Origin of the sequence: Vibrio bathopelagicus, from assembly GCF_014879975.1 — a bacterium.
GTDB classification, from domain to species: Bacteria; Pseudomonadota; Gammaproteobacteria; order Enterobacterales; family Vibrionaceae; genus Vibrio; species Vibrio bathopelagicus.
This window is the reverse complement of the sequence record NZ_CP062501.1, coordinates 258,604-274,638: the sequence shown is the minus strand read 5'-3', so window position 1 is coordinate 274,638 and position 16,035 is coordinate 258,604. Positions and strand designations below refer to the sequence as shown.

Below are 16,035 nucleotides of genomic sequence, written 5' to 3'. Positions count from 1 at the left end.
ATGAAACATATCGCCATTATTGGTGAGTGCATGATCGAGCTGAACGGAAAACCGTTCGGCTCAATGCATCAAACGTTTGGCGGAGACACACTCAATGCTGCGGTATACCTAAGCCGCGGCTGCGAGGCGAACCTCAAGCAAGATGACATCAAAGTGTCTTACATCACAGCTTTAGGCGCAGACCCGATTAGCAAGGGAATGTTAGAACGCTGGCAACAAGAGGGTGTGTCGACTGAACTCGTTTTACAAGACAGTCAACGGACTCCAGGCCTATACCTGATTCAGCTTGATGACGCAGGTGAGCGTACCTTTCTGTATTGGAGAAATCAGTCGGCTGCGCGCTACCTACTGCAAAACCCAGATTTCAATCAGATAAAGCAGGCACTGCGCAATGTCGATATGGTCTTTCTCAGTGGCATCACATTAGCGATTCTGCCCGAGCAAGATCGTATCGAACTATTAAATATCTTGGTTGAATTGAAGACGCAAGGCGTTGAGATCGCCTTCGACAGTAACTTCCGCCCTGCACTTTGGCCACAGGACGAAAACCAAACCGTTAAGAACAGCTACCAAGCCATGTATACGCTGACAGATTTAGCTTTAGTAACGTTCGATGATGAACAGTTGATCTGGGGAGATACTTCACCAGAACAAACCATCGAACGTCTAACGGCGCTAGGTGTTAAGCGATGCGTCGTTAAACTGGGTGCTGATGGCTGTCTTATTCAAGGTGACACAAGTCAAGGTAACAGAGAGCAAGACTCAGGTACGGGTTCGGCTCCACGAGCGGTACCTACTCACCCCGTTGAAAACGTTGTTGATACAACCTCAGCGGGAGACTCATTCAATGGCGGATTTTTATCTGCTTACCTTGCCGGCGAAAACTTAATAACGTCATGTCAACGCGGCAACACCATGGCAGGCGTCGTTATCCAACATCGCGGTGCCATTATTGCAAAAGAACTAACTCAAGCGGCCATCACAGCCATTTAAGGAATACCAATGTCTAACATCAAACAACAACTGAAAACACTGAAAGTTATCCCTGTGATCGCTATCGACAACGCTGAAGACATCATCCCTCTGGGTAAAGTCTTAGCCGAAAACGGCCTACCTGCAGCAGAGATTACGTTCCGTTCTGACGCTGCTGTCGAAGCTATTCGTCTACTTCGTGAATCACAACCAGATATGTTAATCGGCGCTGGCACTGTACTCAATCGTGAGCAAGCTATCGCGGCTAAAGAGGCGGGCGCAACGTTCGTAGTTTCCCCTGGCTTTAACCCAAACACGGTAAGAGCCTGTCAAGAGATTGGTATTGATATCATTCCTGGGGTCAACAACCCGAGCACAGTAGAAGCAGCGCTTGAAATGGGCTTAACCACATTGAAATTCTTCCCAGCTGAAGCATCGGGTGGCATCAACATGGTGAAGTCATTGCTTGCGCCATACACCGACGTAGAGCTGATGCCTACAGGTGGTATTAACCCAGCTAACATCAAAGACTACCTTGCGATACCACGAGTACTGGCGTGTGGCGGTACATGGATGGTCGACAAAAAGCTCATTGAAGCAGGAGATTGGGAAGAGCTTGCTAAGCTCACTCGCGAAGCCGTTACTTTAGTTAATAAAGATTAGTTAATAAAGATTAGTTTTAGTTAATCAATAGCAGCTTGAGTAAGACAAATATAATAAGTAACAGCCCTCTCTTCAGAGGGCTGAATTTTTGATAGAAAACCTCAATCAGTACTGATGGAACAAATATGGAAAACTGGCTAGCGCAGGGGATTGGCGGAATTGCATTTTTCGTTGGCGTAATGGCTTTTTGGCAAAAAGATGACACACGTTTCCGCTATCAGATGATGACATTCTGTTTCATCATGAGTGCTCATTTCGCACTTATGGGGGCAACCGTGGCTGCTATTGGTGTAATCATCAACGCCATCCGAAGTTTTGCTTCAATAAAAACTCAGTCCCGCAAAGTGATGTGGTTCTTTATTAGCCTAATGTGGCTGATGACACTCCCCAATATTACCCACTTCTTCGAACTGCTCACCGTAATCGGCTCATCTGTCGCCACATGGGCGCTGTTTTCAAAACAAGGCATTCCTCTTCGCAGTCTAATTTTGTTCAATTCCTTCTGTTGGGCTAGCCACAATATTTGGATTGGTTCGATTGGCGGGTCATTGGTCGAGAGTACTTTTATCATCACTAATTTGATAACCATATATCAGTTGTATCAAACAAAGAAAAGTTGTCGACGTTAGCTAACTCCGTTGGAGCAAGTACCAAAACAATTACTTGTCTCCGAAACGAAAACCAGAACATATGTTCTGGTTTTCGTTTAGATATATTGAATTAATCAATCAACACCAAAGAATCTAGAATCCCTTTGCCACTGTGGATCCCACCTTCGTTTTCACTGGCAGGTTTACTGCGAATCAAGTATCCCGCATAACCATCAAGCTGAGTTACTGGCTCACCTTGGTAATAGGCGGTGAACAGCCCAACCTCACTCACAAGATCATCAACCAACGTTTGTTGAGTATCTCGCACCGCAATAGTTGGTACATCACGTTCATGTGGATACAAACGTTGCATCAGAGCCCAAGCGTCGTACTCTTCCGGTTTAAGCTGGTTCAGTTGTTCACTGATGTCATCGCCAAATACGCAGTGACCGCCACCTTCACCTTGGTTTTTTAACACCCACTCTTGTTTAATCGCTACGCTATTGAACCACTCGATAGTATCGGTAGTAATTGGCTTCATATCAGCCAGTACACTCTTAACTAGCTCTGCTTCTTCTAGCGTTAAACCCCAGCGCGCGTATTCCGATGCAGGCATCATGGTCAGCAGCATTTGCATGGTTTTACTAGTGGCGAGCTGTTGGCTAATCGTGGCATTCATCGCCACATAGTGCTGCTCCATAAATAGACGAGTTTGACTCAGTGTTTGGCAACAAACAGACTCATTCAGCTCCGGTGCCCAGTAATCAGAATACTGATAGCCAGCACGCAAATACACGACATCAATGGCGCCAATGCCCTCAAGGAGTAAGCGCTGGTTCTCTCCGCTTGAAAGCTGCTTACTCAGCTGTTCAAAGGTACGGCGAACCGTACGTACTCCCTGCTTTTGCAATTCAACTTCAAGTAGATGTTGGTCGTATACGTTATCTTCGTTCTTCTGCACCACCATCAAAAATGTAGGTTTAGCGGAATCATCAAAGTGCTCTCTTACCTTTCTTGCCGAGGTAGCAATACCGAAAGCCAATTGTTCAAGACCTTGGTTTTCTGCCGGAGTCGCTGACTTATCTTCTAACCAGTTTTGATAAGTCTCTGGCCATTGGTTGTGCATAAAAGCATGAAACTCTGTCGCTTTTTGTCCAAACGGTGCCATACCTGCGGCAATACCATTGAACTCGATGACTTTGGCTCCGTGTTTACGATCATCCATAGAATCAGTTCGCATCAACAATAACGGTTGTCGAGCAGGACGTAATCTTTGAGATTCACTGCCATGAGCCTGTTGATGCAATTCCATCAAACGGCCAAAAAACGGGTCCGCTTTCGCCATATCACTCAGCGACGATTGCAAGAAGTCGTGATCTTCTGAAACGTTGCTCACCAGCTTGGTCGCCAAAGGCGTGACTTTAAGAAGATGCTCATAAACTCTACGTTCCATCGTCATCGGCGCGATACTAAAAGGACAATGTCTTGCCGTGTTATCAGATTGACGGAACGCGACGCCATGCATAATTGCCCACTCAGCAGCATCTTCGATGGTTTGTTGTGGTAACAGTGGAATTGTCATATCTCATCTTCCAAATAAAAATAGCACCCTGAATAAGACGAAGCTTAATTACAAAAGACGAAATAAAGCTGGTTTTTTTATCAAATATTTACGTTTGTCTTATCTTTCAATGATTTGTATAGCTTACATATCCAGCTTAACGAGTCTGTTCTATGATCAGATCGCGCAACCATTTGTGGCTCGGCTCTGAATCGAAGTATTTATGCCAAAGCAAGAACAAGCCTCCTGGCACCAAATCGACCGGGACGGGCTTCATCACTAACTCTCCACTATCAATGTAATCACGTACCGAGTTGTACGGATAACACATCAACAAATCACTCTGCTTACACAGCTTAATTGCACTGGTGATGTCTGAAACATTAGCGGCTTTGTTGATTTCAAGCTGCTTGGAATTTAGCACTTCCATCAATAGCCAATCACCCGCCCCCCCTGTAACCAACTGGATATGGCGATATTTCAGGAACGTTTGTAGGTCCCACTCCTCTTCAAGTGCAGGGTGATCATTACGCATCAAACAAACCGAATAATCTTGCAGTAATTCAACGTAATTTAATTCCGAAGGGATATTTTGAATATGCGTACTAGCACGCTCATCAAGCTCAAAAATGCCGATACCAAAATCAACCTCTCGCTTTAACAAACGCTTGAAGGTTTCGCTGCTCCAAGTTTTGCTATTTACCGTAATGTTCGGCGCATCTGACAGCGCGTTAGGCATAAATTTAGGATAAATTGCGGTATAAGCGGTTTCAACAAGATCAATATTAAACGTTCTCTCACTGCCCTTGGCATCGAAAACATCAGGGACAGTTAACTGCTCGACTTGTAGAAGAATTTGGTGAATTTTAGGTGCTAACGAAGAGGCCTTAGGTGTAGGAAAAAGCCCTTTCGATTCGCGCTCAAATAGAGGGTCATCAAACAAAGCTCGTAGTTTAGTTAACTGCTTACTGACCGCAGATTGGCTAAGGAACAACCTCTCGGCAGTTTTGCTCACACTGCGCTCTTCCAATAAAACGTGTAAACAAAGCAGTAAGTTCATGTCGCACTTGAGTAAGCTCTTAACATCTACCATGATATTCCTAAGATTCAGATTAATGATGATTATTAGTCACTTTTAATCATATCATGTTCTTGATAAATTGAGACCATGTGAGTTAACACACTCAAATAATAATAGAACTAAGGAATACTCATGGATTTTCTAGCACTGCCAAAGATTGATTTACACTGCCACTTAGACGGAAGCGTTCGTCCAGACACGATCATTGAATTAGCAAAACAATACGATATCGAGCTACCAGAAGACCGCGATGCGGTTGTTAAATCTCTTACTGTGCCTGAAGATTGTAAAGACCTAGACGAGTACCTAGCTTGTTTCGCGCTACCATTAAAAGTAATGCAAACTGAAGAAGCGATTGAACGTATCTCTTTTGAGCTTTACGAAGATGCGGCACTAGAAAACGTTAAGTACCTAGAAGTTCGCTTTGCCCCAATCCTGCACGTAAACAAGGGCTTGTCTCTTGATGCGATCATTGCAAGTGCTGTGAAAGGCATGAAGCGTGCTGAAGAGAAATACGACATCAAGGGCAACTACATCATGTCTGTGCTGCGTATGTTCCCTAAAGACTCTATCAAAGACGTGATTGACGCAGGCAAACCATACCTAGGTAAAGGCGTGGTAGCATTTGATATTGCAGGCGGTGAAAAGCCAGGTTTCTGTGCTGAATTCCCTGAGTACACGCAGTACGCTATCGAACAAGGCTACCGTGTAACAGTACACGCTGGCGAACAATGGCACGGCCAAAACGTTTATGATGCCGTAACACTGCTTGATGCTGAACGTATCGGCCACGGTGTTCACATCCAAGGCAACGAAGACGCATACAACATCGTGAAAGAGAAGCAAGTCGCGCTTGAAACTTGCCCAACAAGTAACGTGCAAACAAAGTGTATCCATAAGTTTGGTGACCACCCAATTGCTAAATTCCAAAAAGATGGCATCGTTGTAACCATCAACACAGACAACCGTACTGTGTCGAACACAACCATGACTAACGAAGTTAAGCGTGTATGTGAAACTTTCGGCCTAACTAAAGAAGATTACGTAGAAATCTACAAGTACTCTGTCGACAGCGCTTTTGCTTCAGATGAAGTGAAACAGCACCTAATGGGTTTCGTAGAGCAAATCTAATTAGTTCTGTAAGCTGAGCTCACTTGAAGTTACAAAACAGGAAGAGAAAGGCTGAGGCTTTTCTCTTTTTTTATGTCCGTTTATCCGTATTCTAATATCAATGTTGACGAGTAAGATGCAAACAATGAAAACGAAAACAGAACTCGAGAAAATGCTATCCGGCGAGGTTTTTGATGGCGCAGACCATGAAATAGACCAAATGCGCACTCATGCTAGCAAGGCACTGTCAGATTTCAATCACTGTACAGATGCGTCTCAGCAGCCAAGCCTGCAAGCCAACCTGTTTGGTAAGGTAGGAAGCAGCATTGTCCGCCCTCCCTTTCACTGTGAGTTTGGTAAAACCATCGAGATTGGTGACGACACCTTCATCAACATGAATGTGGTGATGCTTGACGGCTCCAACATCAAAATTGGCAACAATGTATTGGTTGGGCCAAGTGTCCAGTTTTACACGGCCTCTCACTCGCTGAACCACCTCAGTCGTCGTAAGTGGGAAACGTTTTGTCTGCCTATCACAATCGAAGATGATGTCTGGATTGGTGGAAACTCGGTGATTAACCAAGGCGTGACGATTGGCGCTCGCTCTGTTATCGCAGCGAGCTCTGTGGTCAACAGTGATGTGCCTCCAGACTGCTTATACGGCGGCACACCAGCAAAGCTGATTCGACACTTGAATACTGAACAGACAAACGACAACAGCTAGCGTCAGACTCGTGGCAACAAGCGAAATAATAGACAATAGATAGTAAAAAAGGCGATGTTTATGATTAAACATCGCCTTTTTTTAATCGCTCTCTTCCCGGCTTTCAAATAGACTTTGATCCATGGCTTTTTCATACTCACTTTGCGGGGCATTCAAATACGTCGTTTTAACGAACTTCTCCCAATCAGAAAACAGGGACTCTAGCGGCTGGTCAGTAAGTTTTGAAACATCACCGTTGCTCTTAATAAGGTCTACAAACGCCCTGTTCCCCCATGAATGCTCAATAAACTCCCCTATCGTATAACCAACCTCATAAATCGCCGAACTGGTGTTAGGGTTAATGTATAGCTCCTGAATCAGCCCATCGAAACGGCGATTGATGGCATTTCTGTTACTCAGGTGAAACCAATAGTCTTCAGACTTGTAGATAGCGATAGCCTCCCACAGCCAGCGCGGATTATTCGCAAAGTTGGGATTTACTTGCAACGTCAGCAAATGTACAAACTCATGCAAAGCGGTTTTATGAATTTCACCGCCAAAATAGAGCAGCCTGATTTCATTACTTTTAGGCTCGATATACCCGGTAGAAAACGCATATCGGTATCCAATACTTCGTTCTTGCTCGTCTAAATAAGCCTTTTGATCACGCCACACTCTAATGGTCACTGTCGGCATAGAATCAAGTTCGAACGTTTTCATCAAAGGAACTCGATTGAGCAACAGGGTGTTATGAATGCTTGGAATAACAGAGGGCGACGTTCCATTGTAAAGGACGTATTTAAACTGCCCTTTGTCTGATTCGTAGCAATCATCACACGTCTGCTCACCACGAATTTGAAGTACGGCAGCAACCACTAAAACCAACACCGACAATGTTAAAAACAAGAATGTAACGATGGATTTAGATGGGTATCTTTTCATTTTCTACATCCTCAAATTAAGAGATATTTCACCCAGTAGTCAGAGGTTCAAATTGACGCCAAGCGCTCGTAAACTATTTTCACACTGAACGGCATCTACAAACTGAATACCAGCCATACCCACGGCTTTCGCCCCTTCTACGTTATAAGGCATATCATCAATGAAGACCGTTTCTGAAGCCTCAAGATCATTGTTAGACAACAGCGCACGGTAGATTTCGGGTTGTGGCTTGAGCATGCCAAGTTCAGCAGAAACCGCCGCACCATCAAATAGCGGCCAAAATTCGTAGGTATTTTTTAGGAACTCAACAATCTCGACCACATTGTCGGTCAGAGCGTAAACACCATAACCTGCAGACTTTACTCGTTTGATGAGGTCGACAGAGCCATGCAGTAAGATCTGCGTTTTCTTAACGTAATAAAACAAGCGGTCACACTCTAATGGAGATAAGTCGAGTTCTTGTTGATAACGAAGCTTAGCCTCATTTTCGGTCAAAAACCCTTTATTCAAATCCAACCAAATAGCGCTTTGAAAGATTGAACGCGCGCGAGTTTCCAGGTCGGCGATGCCTCCAAACGTAAGGTGAGTAATTTCTAAAGGCGACCAATGCACAATGACATTACCCACATCAAACACGACGTTTTTGATTTGATTCGAACTCATACCTTACTCCTGAAATAGCCACACAAAATAGCAACAACACAAACATTAAGTGCCGCACGTTAAAGTTCATAATATTGATTTACAAAATGAGGAGTGAAATCACAATATGTCACCGAGTAAACACAAAAAAGGCCATCATACAGATGGCCTTTCTCAGTATTTTGTAAGCTTAAGTCATTAACACAAGTCAGCTTCAGACGACAAAATGGTGGGGGCGCCCGCAGAAGCATTCGAACGATAGATCACAACGCAAGTTTCGTTTTCTTGCGCATTTTCAAACGAATAGACAATGACTTCATTTGGAACAGCCTCAGTATGAGCACCTAGCTGCTTCCAATCGCTATTATCACCACTAAGCCCTTGAACCGCAGTTCCAATACCGCTTTCTGAAGCAGTTGGATAACCAAAATCGATTTCAACGCCATCCACTGTTGTGACTTGTCCACTTGAAGCGGGTAAATTTTCAACACCGGCTACAGCAGCTTTACCGTAAACAATTGCTGCAGCGCCTTCCATCGAACCTCTAAGCCCTTTTAACGCTGCCGCTCTGGCATCGGATTGAAGCCCTAAAAATTTTGGTGCTGCTACCACAGATAAAATACCAAGGATCACAATAGCTACGACTAGCTCAATCAGAGTAAATCCACTTATTCTTTTCATAGTCAACATCTGAAGTTATAGAATGAGAGACAGTATATATTGAAGGATTATGAATTTATACCATCAACCATACCTTTATTGCTCTTTCTCCACCGATGCGGAGTTATTCCATTCACTCGCTTAAACGCTCTTATAAATTGTGAGGCATCTGCGTATCCCAAGTGAAGCGCAATATCTGAGATCGAATAATCTTGCTCAGTCATAACGCGCTTGGCGAATTCAAAAGACAGAGTCTCTTTGATGGTTCGGAAGGTCGTCCCCTCTTCACTAAGCGCCCTTTGGATTGTTCGCTTACCAATTCGGTTTATCTGACCAAACATCACCAAATCTACATCTACTCGCCCGATATAAGGAAGTAATGCTTGTGTCACCTTGAAGGCAGAAGTCGTAGCCGTTGACAGCGCTTTGATAGAGCAATCTAGAGCAATTGGGTTATACGAAATGCACGTCTCAGTTTGACCTAAGTACTGTGGCGTTTCCGTTTGTATTCTCAACTCACTTAACGTGCTCGCCGACACTGAAACTAAGTCGTAACGAATCGGCTTATCAATATCCGCCTGCTGGGCTTTAAAATAAGCGTGGCTATAAACGATCAAAAACAGTTCGGCTTCAATACTATTAAGCGAGCTATTAGATACTAGAAATGAAAGCTTTAATGACTGTGAAGACGATTCGACTGACCATTGTTCACACGGAAAAAGGGAGAGAAAACCTTGATTTGATAGGTTGGAAAAATCGAGTTCAAGAGCAGTTCGTTGAGCGCTCTCCAATAACGAAGAAACAAACACATCAGATGGCAATACCTTCCTCAAACCCTCTAAAAACTGAGTAAACACATTGAACGAGACATATTGAGCAGGTGAGGTATCCATTGAGAATGGCATGCTCACTTGAACAGCGAGTGCTTCAATTGCGGCATGATATGGTTCTAATGCCTTACGTTCTCGCACGCACTGCAGAAAATGACTCACTACACTCTTCGCAATCAACGGTAACTCAAGCATCAGTTCAAAATTCCTTTGTCTTGTTCAAACAGGTTAAATCCACAACTCAACCCCATATCGACATCAATTTCTTCATCAATACTAGCTCTAAGCTCTGTGGCACAAAATGCACATTTTACTTTTCTAGCTTAGCTACTATTACCTCAAGTTAACAAGAGGCGCTTTAAGTTTTTAGCATTAAGGCGAAATCACAATTCAGGACGTAACGCTTTGATTACAAAGTATGACAGGGTTATCAATTTTAAATAACTCGACGATACCGTCAGGGTCTACTATTAAATCTAGGCATAAATATAAATGGACTTAAGCCCGTAATTGAGAGGTTTTCATGTTTAAAAAGATAACGTTAGTAGCAGCAAGCATTGCAATGAGTGTTGGTGTTGTACAGGCAAGTGTTGAGAGTAAGACCTGGCCTGCATCAGACAAGGCTAAAACATTTGTCCAAGACACCATTGTCATTGGTATGCTCGCGAGCCCTTATGGTGCAGGCTGGCAAGATGAGCAACAACTGTTGGATTACTTCCAAGGTGCTCGTGACGCAGGTATTACAGGGCATGAATACACTATTACCGCTGCTGACCACAACTTTGATGACTTCTTGTTTCACCATCATAAACACCGCTCTGCGATGGCAAAACAACCTGACAATTTCATCATCGCTCATTCTAATAATGACATTGAAAAAGCGCACACTGAAGGCAAAACCGCCGTGCTTTGGAACAGCCAAACTGCAACGATTTTGGAAGAAGATGTTACTAAGATGGCGATTCTAAAAGACATGGGCTTAAAAAGCATGATCTTGGCGTATAACGACATTTTCAGAACAGGTTCAGGCCAGTTAGCAGCATTTAACGGTAGAGATATTGGCCTAACACCTTGGGGAGAGTCTGTTATTGATTCGATGGTCGAGTATCAGGTCATTCTCGATCTCAGCCATACAGGCTCAAAGACAGCAAATGACGCAATGGATTACATGGAAGAGAAGTATCCTGGGACCCCTTTTGTTTACACACACTCAGTGCCTGCTGGGCTTTATAAGAGTGAACCCGATGCAACGCCACAAGGTTGCTACCGTGCTATTCCCGATGATGAAGCGATACGCGCGGCTAAATCTGGTGGTTACGTTGCTCCAACCTTCACTGAATGGATGGTGGATGGCGTGTGGCCTGAAGATATATCTCCTGTTCAAGCTGCGGATATGATCGATTACTACGTGAAATTGGTAGGCGTTGACCACGTAGGTATCGCTACAGATGATATGTTCTCTACAGCAATGGTTGTAGATTTCGCAACCAAGAACGCGAAAATGTACGACGATGGCGGCTACATGATTGAAGCGTTCAACAAAGGTGCTACCGGTAATGGTGAGTTATCGAAGATCCTAGCGGCGATTACTGATGAACTGTGGAAACGTGGTTACAGCAACGATGATCTTGCTAAGATCTACGGCGGTAACAAAATGCGAGTTTATGCTCAGGTATCTGAAGGCGCAGACCCTGACGAATTCCAAAAAGAGTATGCAAAACGCCTTAAAGAACTAACCCAGTTAAGAAATGAAAACTTAGCCATGTAGCTCGCAACTAAGAAAGCTCAAACACTCAAAGCACGTCCTATTGGATGTGCTTTTTTCTTATCTGCTTGCAGACAATTTTGCCCTTCCCCCCTTCCGCCTATCAAGCCAAGAGAGAGCAAGGTGAGATACCAAGTAAATTAAAGATCGAGTAATAAATAGGACAAATATATAGGAAGTTTAGGAAATAACTATATAATATGATTACGCTTCAATAATTACACTCTCCATTTAACCAACCTCCTTACTCCTTATAACAATATTTTTACTGGTCACCTCCTCAATAAAATACCAGTCAATCACGAATACTTTGTGATATCAATCTAGACTAAATTCCCAAGTACAACTTATTGATACTGCCCACCCAACAAATTAATCTCTCGTAAGAAAATTTTTACTCAAAACCACCATGAACTTAATTTTACGCATCAAAACAATTATACTCACACCCATACTGATAATGAGTTAAACGTTAGTTACATTGAGTAAAACTTGTTCAATCAACAACAAGTAAAATTCTCAAATTTGCAAAACTCAACTCAACTCATAGTTAATATTGAAAATATTTGGAACCAAAATCACAAGAGTAGGATTCTCTTGAATTTATTATCAGGGATGCTGACAAAAATAGAACAGGCATTGTTAGATGAATAATTCTGCAACGTATTTACTTGCTGCTTTACGAGAAAAAATCAAAGAGAAAGGGATTTGTTATTCCGATCTCTCTGCTGGGATGGGAATTCCTCTCTCAACCATTAAAAGACAACTACACAACACGTCTTTAGGGCTGGATAAAATACTCTCGTACGCGACTCATTTAGATACTGACTTAGTAGAATTATCTATGCGAGGCAAACAGTTACAGCAAGAGAACGAACAGTTTATTACTGATATAAATAGTGAAATATTCCATCAATATCCGTACTTGTTTGATTTTTTGTATCTATTACGACGAAAAAAATGGTCGCCACAAGATATTGCCAATAAATATCAACTGAGTCATACGTCAGTAGCCATATATTTTCGAGCATTAGAAATGATGGACTACGTTGAATTAAAAGGCGAAGACCAATACCGCTTCAAAGATCAAGGCCGTTTTATTTTTGAAGAAGGATCTAAGCTTGATACGTTGTTCGCTAAGCGCTTTCGAGATGAAGTATTCAGCCATGATGTACGCCCTCCGATCTGTATAGGACGTATTGCTATTACTGAAGAACAAGAAGAGAAGCTGGCGAACGAGGTGTACAACAAACTGATTGAGTTTGATGTACAAAACAAGAATGGAGAAGGCAGTGAACGGCTCAGAAATGTGTTAATGACCTACACACCAGGCAATCAGATATTTCTTTCTGATACGATTCCAAATATTGACGGTGAATTATTAAAAGCCATATCGATGGCAAACGAATAATGATTAACACGCACTAATAACAAATTATATTTGATTGAGAAAGAATCTAGTCGTAATCCATCAAGGCTACAATATTATTCAATAATTAATAACTTGTTATTTAAACAAGTTGAATAAAGAAAGAATAGACGCAAATAGCGCTCTTTTATCATACCAATAAGTGAAATAAATAAGGCTGAATCTTCTTCACGAAACTCGGCAGGACATGTCTCGACCTTTTTTCGCCTGATCAGATTCAAAAACCAATAAATGAAGGATATAACATGCAGTTTAAAACGTCTTTATGTGCGATTGCTGTCGGGGTTGCTCTAACACTAAGCGGATGCAACAGTAGTGATAATAGCTCGAATGTGGATGCTCCACTTAAAGCAACCGAATTCCACAACACCATCGATCGTGCAGGTGTACCTGTGGCATTACGTGATTTACACGGCGGCCACCTGCGCTACATTCCAATGTTCGATAACGGCTCATGGCATGGCCACACGTTAGACACCAAAGGTGGTGAAATCACGCTAGGTGGTACAGCGCTATTGACCGAAGAATACGTATCATTCATGGCTGCACGTTTCGACCGTTTGGCTCTGACTGTCGACGGCCAGCCAATGCCGCTAGAACTGACAAACGCATACTCACAACCAGGTGCGTTGATTCAAACGTATACAGGCGATAACGGTATCGAAGCCGAGCTAGAAATGCGTTTTGTGACTAATCGTACTTCTCTTGTAAAAACCACCATCAAAAACCCAAATAAGCTAGATATTCAAGGTGAATGGGATGGTGAGTTGATGCAAAACTATCGTGCGGATGATGGCACGGCATACAAGAATGAAGACAGCACAGTCCGTAGTGTTGAAGAAGCTTACCCAACTTACTCTCGTGAAATTACAGCGACAGACAGTGGAGTAGAAGTCTCTTTTGGCGCAGTTCGTGATTCATGGTCATTGTTAACGTCTGGCGATTCAAAGTTCGAAGTGACGCGTTCTATCAAACCAGAAACTTCTACCATCAATGATGACAAGAAAGGTTTCGTGCAAACGGCCTCTCTAGGTGATGGCGAAGAGATCACGTTATACACGGCTTACACTCACGTTCAAAACACCAAAGAACAAGCGTCTGAGTTTGCAAAACTGGATAAAGTGATGGCCGATCCAAAAGGTTACATGCACGATTCAGCAATGCGTTGGGAAGAATACCTAGAAAACGGTCTCACCAATGATACGGCTTCAAAAGAGCATGAGTTTGTTGCAGTAAAAGCAATGGAAACATTGAACGCGAACTGGCGTGGAGCTGCGGGTGCGATTGACCACGACACGGTAACCCCTTCCGTTACTGCTCCTTACTTCTCGGGCAACATGACATGGCCGTGGGATACGTGGAAGCAAGCTTACGCAATGTCACACTTCAACCCAGATGTAGCGATGGAAAATATTCGTACTGTATTCCAATACCAAGTGCAGTCTGATGATCCAGTCCGCTCTTGGGATGAAGGCTATCTACTTGATGTCGTGACTTACAACCTACCAGCAGAACGTTGGGAAGGCATGTCTGCGGAATACAAAAAAGTGTTCCCTCAAGCGACCGATGGCCTGAACTGGAACGAGCGTAATACTAAGCCATCACTGGCTGCATGGGCTGTTTGGGAAGTGTATACGACACTGAAAGACGAACATAACCGTCCCGAAGAAGCACAGAAGTGGCTAGAAGAAATGTATCCGAAGCTAGTGGCATTCCACGATTGGTGGTTACGCGCTCGTGATACCAACAAGAACGGAATACCGGAATATGGCGCAGCGAAAGATCCAATTCATACCGTTTTCGAAGATGATGTGAATAACGGTTCTTGGGGACCAGATGCGTCTGTGGACGACATGAAGTTCCAATATAAAGACGAAGCGAATGGCGATACGTGGATCAAAGAAACGAGTATTGAGAAGTACAATGAATTGCTGACTTCTGGTGATTACACAGCAATGAGTATCCCAGCGAAAGTGGCAGCGGGTTGGGAATCAGGGCGTGATAACGCAGGCGTATTCGGCTTTATCGACACCATCGACAACCTACAAGGATTATCTGAACAACCGACACAAGAAAAAGCGGAAGAGATAGACCAAATGGGTCGCTACGCGCACGACACCAATAGCTTTGACAACACGTACAATATTGCGATGGGCGCAGACGGTTCGGTGGTGACCTACCTTGATAATTCGGTTGTGAACATGAACAAACTGGCTCTGGCGAAGAAAGACTGGGAGGTGAAGTTCAACGAAAACACGGATGATTCAAACAGCTTATCTGGTTACTCATTGATGCAAGAATCGGTAGACCAAGCGTCTTACTGGTATTCAGACAACCTATACCTATCGCAAATTGCCGACGTATTGGGTAAAGCAGACAAAGCCGCTGAGTTTGCAGAAAAAGCAGCGGACACCAAAGAGTACATCAACCGTTGTATGTACGATGAGTCAACGGGCTTCTACTATGATATCGAAGTGGTGCCAAATGGACTCCCTAACCAATGTGCCGGTCCGGTATTGGTGAAACGCGGTATGGGCCCGGAAGGTTGGTCACCGCTATTCAACAATGCAGCGACGCAAGAACACGCAGACAAAGTCGTGGAGAACATGCTAAATACCAGCAAGTTTAACTCACCTAAGATTCCGCTAGGTACGGCATCAATGGACAACCCAGCTTACGGCCCAGACATTTACTGGCGCGGTCGCGTGTGGTTGGATCAGTTCTACTTTGGTGTACGCGGTATGGACAACTATGGGTACGGTGTAGAAGCGCGTCAAATGGTCGACAAGCTATTCCAAAATGCGCAAGGCCTAACAGAAGCTACCCCGATTCAGGAGAACTATAACCCAGAAACGGGCGAGGTTCAGGGCGCAAATAACTTCTCTTGGAGTGCCGCGCACCTTTACATGCTGTACAACGGTTTCGTGGGCAAATAACAGCGACTAATACACTAAGGTTGGGCGTTGCAGGTAACCCCCCTAGCACCTGCAATCGCTTAATCCACTTCATATTAGGCTCAATAAAATCAAGCCTACAGTGATCACTCCAATCAAAAAGCCACAGCAAATGCTGTGGCTTTTCTTTTAT

At 43.7% G+C, this 16,035-nt stretch carries 14 protein-coding genes; 8 read left to right on the top strand and 6 right to left on the bottom strand.

The window, feature by feature from the left end:
• The 3 genes from IHV80_RS17655 (at nucleotide 1) to IHV80_RS17645 (ending at nucleotide 2,264) form a co-directional block, all read left to right on the top strand.
• Nucleotides 1-993, top strand: a complete 993-nt coding sequence (locus IHV80_RS17655; RefSeq protein ID WP_192891656.1) for a sugar kinase — start codon at nucleotides 1-3, stop codon at nucleotides 991-993.
• 9 nt (nucleotides 994-1,002) lie between these two features.
• A complete protein-coding gene (locus IHV80_RS17650; protein ID WP_192891655.1) occupies nucleotides 1,003-1,635 on the top strand; it encodes a bifunctional 4-hydroxy-2-oxoglutarate aldolase/2-dehydro-3-deoxy-phosphogluconate aldolase in 633 nt (210 codons plus the stop codon).
• Between the two features lie 125 nt (nucleotides 1,636-1,760).
• Nucleotides 1,761-2,264, top strand: a complete 504-nt coding sequence (locus IHV80_RS17645; protein ID WP_192891654.1) for a YgjV family protein — start codon at nucleotides 1,761-1,763, stop codon at nucleotides 2,262-2,264.
• 91 nt (nucleotides 2,265-2,355) lie between these two features.
• Here IHV80_RS17645 and IHV80_RS17640 read toward each other — a convergent pair whose 3' ends face one another.
• Both IHV80_RS17640 and IHV80_RS17635 read right to left on the bottom strand, forming a co-directional pair.
• The gene (locus IHV80_RS17640; RefSeq protein ID WP_192891653.1) at nucleotides 2,356-3,807 is read right to left on the bottom strand and encodes a glutathione synthase; all 1,452 of its coding nucleotides are present in this window, start codon (nucleotides 3,805-3,807) and stop codon (nucleotides 2,356-2,358) included.
• 136 nt (nucleotides 3,808-3,943) lie between these two features.
• Nucleotides 3,944-4,879 carry a LysR family transcriptional regulator gene (locus tag IHV80_RS17635; protein ID WP_192891652.1) on the bottom strand — a complete coding sequence of 312 codons (936 nt, stop codon included), beginning with the start codon at nucleotides 4,877-4,879 and terminating at the stop codon, nucleotides 3,944-3,946.
• A 120-nt stretch (nucleotides 4,880-4,999) separates the two neighbouring features.
• On the opposite strand from IHV80_RS17635, the gene add reads away from it, so the two are divergent.
• Both add and IHV80_RS17625 read left to right on the top strand, forming a co-directional pair.
• Nucleotides 5,000-5,998, top strand: a complete 999-nt coding sequence (add, locus tag IHV80_RS17630) for an adenosine deaminase (protein WP_192891651.1) — start codon at nucleotides 5,000-5,002, stop codon at nucleotides 5,996-5,998.
• Nucleotides 5,999-6,122: 124 nt separating this feature from the next.
• Nucleotides 6,123-6,701, top strand: coding sequence for a sugar O-acetyltransferase (locus tag IHV80_RS17625; protein WP_192891650.1), 579 nt, complete (start codon nucleotides 6,123-6,125; stop codon nucleotides 6,699-6,701).
• Between the two features lie 81 nt (nucleotides 6,702-6,782).
• Here the strand turns inward: IHV80_RS17625 and IHV80_RS17620 are convergent, their stop codons facing one another.
• The 4 genes from IHV80_RS17620 to IHV80_RS17605 form a co-directional block, all read right to left on the bottom strand.
• Nucleotides 6,783-7,622 carry a hypothetical protein gene (locus IHV80_RS17620; RefSeq protein ID WP_192891649.1) on the bottom strand — a complete coding sequence of 280 codons (840 nt, stop codon included), beginning with the start codon at nucleotides 7,620-7,622 and terminating at the stop codon, nucleotides 6,783-6,785.
• A 39-nt stretch (nucleotides 7,623-7,661) separates the two neighbouring features.
• Complete coding sequence (locus IHV80_RS17615) at nucleotides 7,662-8,285, bottom strand: HAD family hydrolase (RefSeq protein ID WP_192891648.1); 624 nt, start codon at nucleotides 8,283-8,285, stop codon at nucleotides 7,662-7,664.
• A gap of 177 nt (nucleotides 8,286-8,462) precedes the next feature.
• Entirely contained in the window at nucleotides 8,463-8,945 is a 483-nt protein-coding gene (locus tag IHV80_RS17610) for a type II secretion system protein (RefSeq protein WP_192891647.1), read from the bottom strand.
• Between the two features lie 47 nt (nucleotides 8,946-8,992).
• On the bottom strand, nucleotides 8,993-9,949 hold the full coding sequence (locus tag IHV80_RS17605) for a helix-turn-helix domain-containing protein (RefSeq protein ID WP_192891646.1): 957 nt from the start codon (nucleotides 9,947-9,949) through the stop codon (nucleotides 8,993-8,995).
• Between the two features lie 328 nt (nucleotides 9,950-10,277).
• On the opposite strand from IHV80_RS17605, the gene IHV80_RS17600 reads away from it, so the two are divergent.
• The 3 genes from IHV80_RS17600 to ygjK all read left to right on the top strand — a co-directional run bounded on the left by IHV80_RS17600 (nucleotide 10,278) and on the right by ygjK (nucleotide 15,884).
• Complete coding sequence (locus IHV80_RS17600) at nucleotides 10,278-11,522, top strand: dipeptidase (protein ID WP_192891645.1); 1,245 nt, start codon at nucleotides 10,278-10,280, stop codon at nucleotides 11,520-11,522.
• A gap of 643 nt (nucleotides 11,523-12,165) precedes the next feature.
• Nucleotides 12,166-12,930 (top strand): transcriptional regulator, encoded by a 765-nt coding sequence (locus IHV80_RS17595; RefSeq protein WP_086714731.1) that lies wholly within the window; start codon nucleotides 12,166-12,168, stop codon nucleotides 12,928-12,930.
• Nucleotides 12,931-13,193: 263 nt separating this feature from the next.
• Nucleotides 13,194-15,884 carry an alpha-glucosidase gene (gene ygjK / locus IHV80_RS17590; protein WP_192891644.1) on the top strand — a complete coding sequence of 897 codons (2,691 nt, stop codon included), beginning with the start codon at nucleotides 13,194-13,196 and terminating at the stop codon, nucleotides 15,882-15,884.
• Nucleotides 15,885-16,035 lie beyond the last annotated feature (151 nt).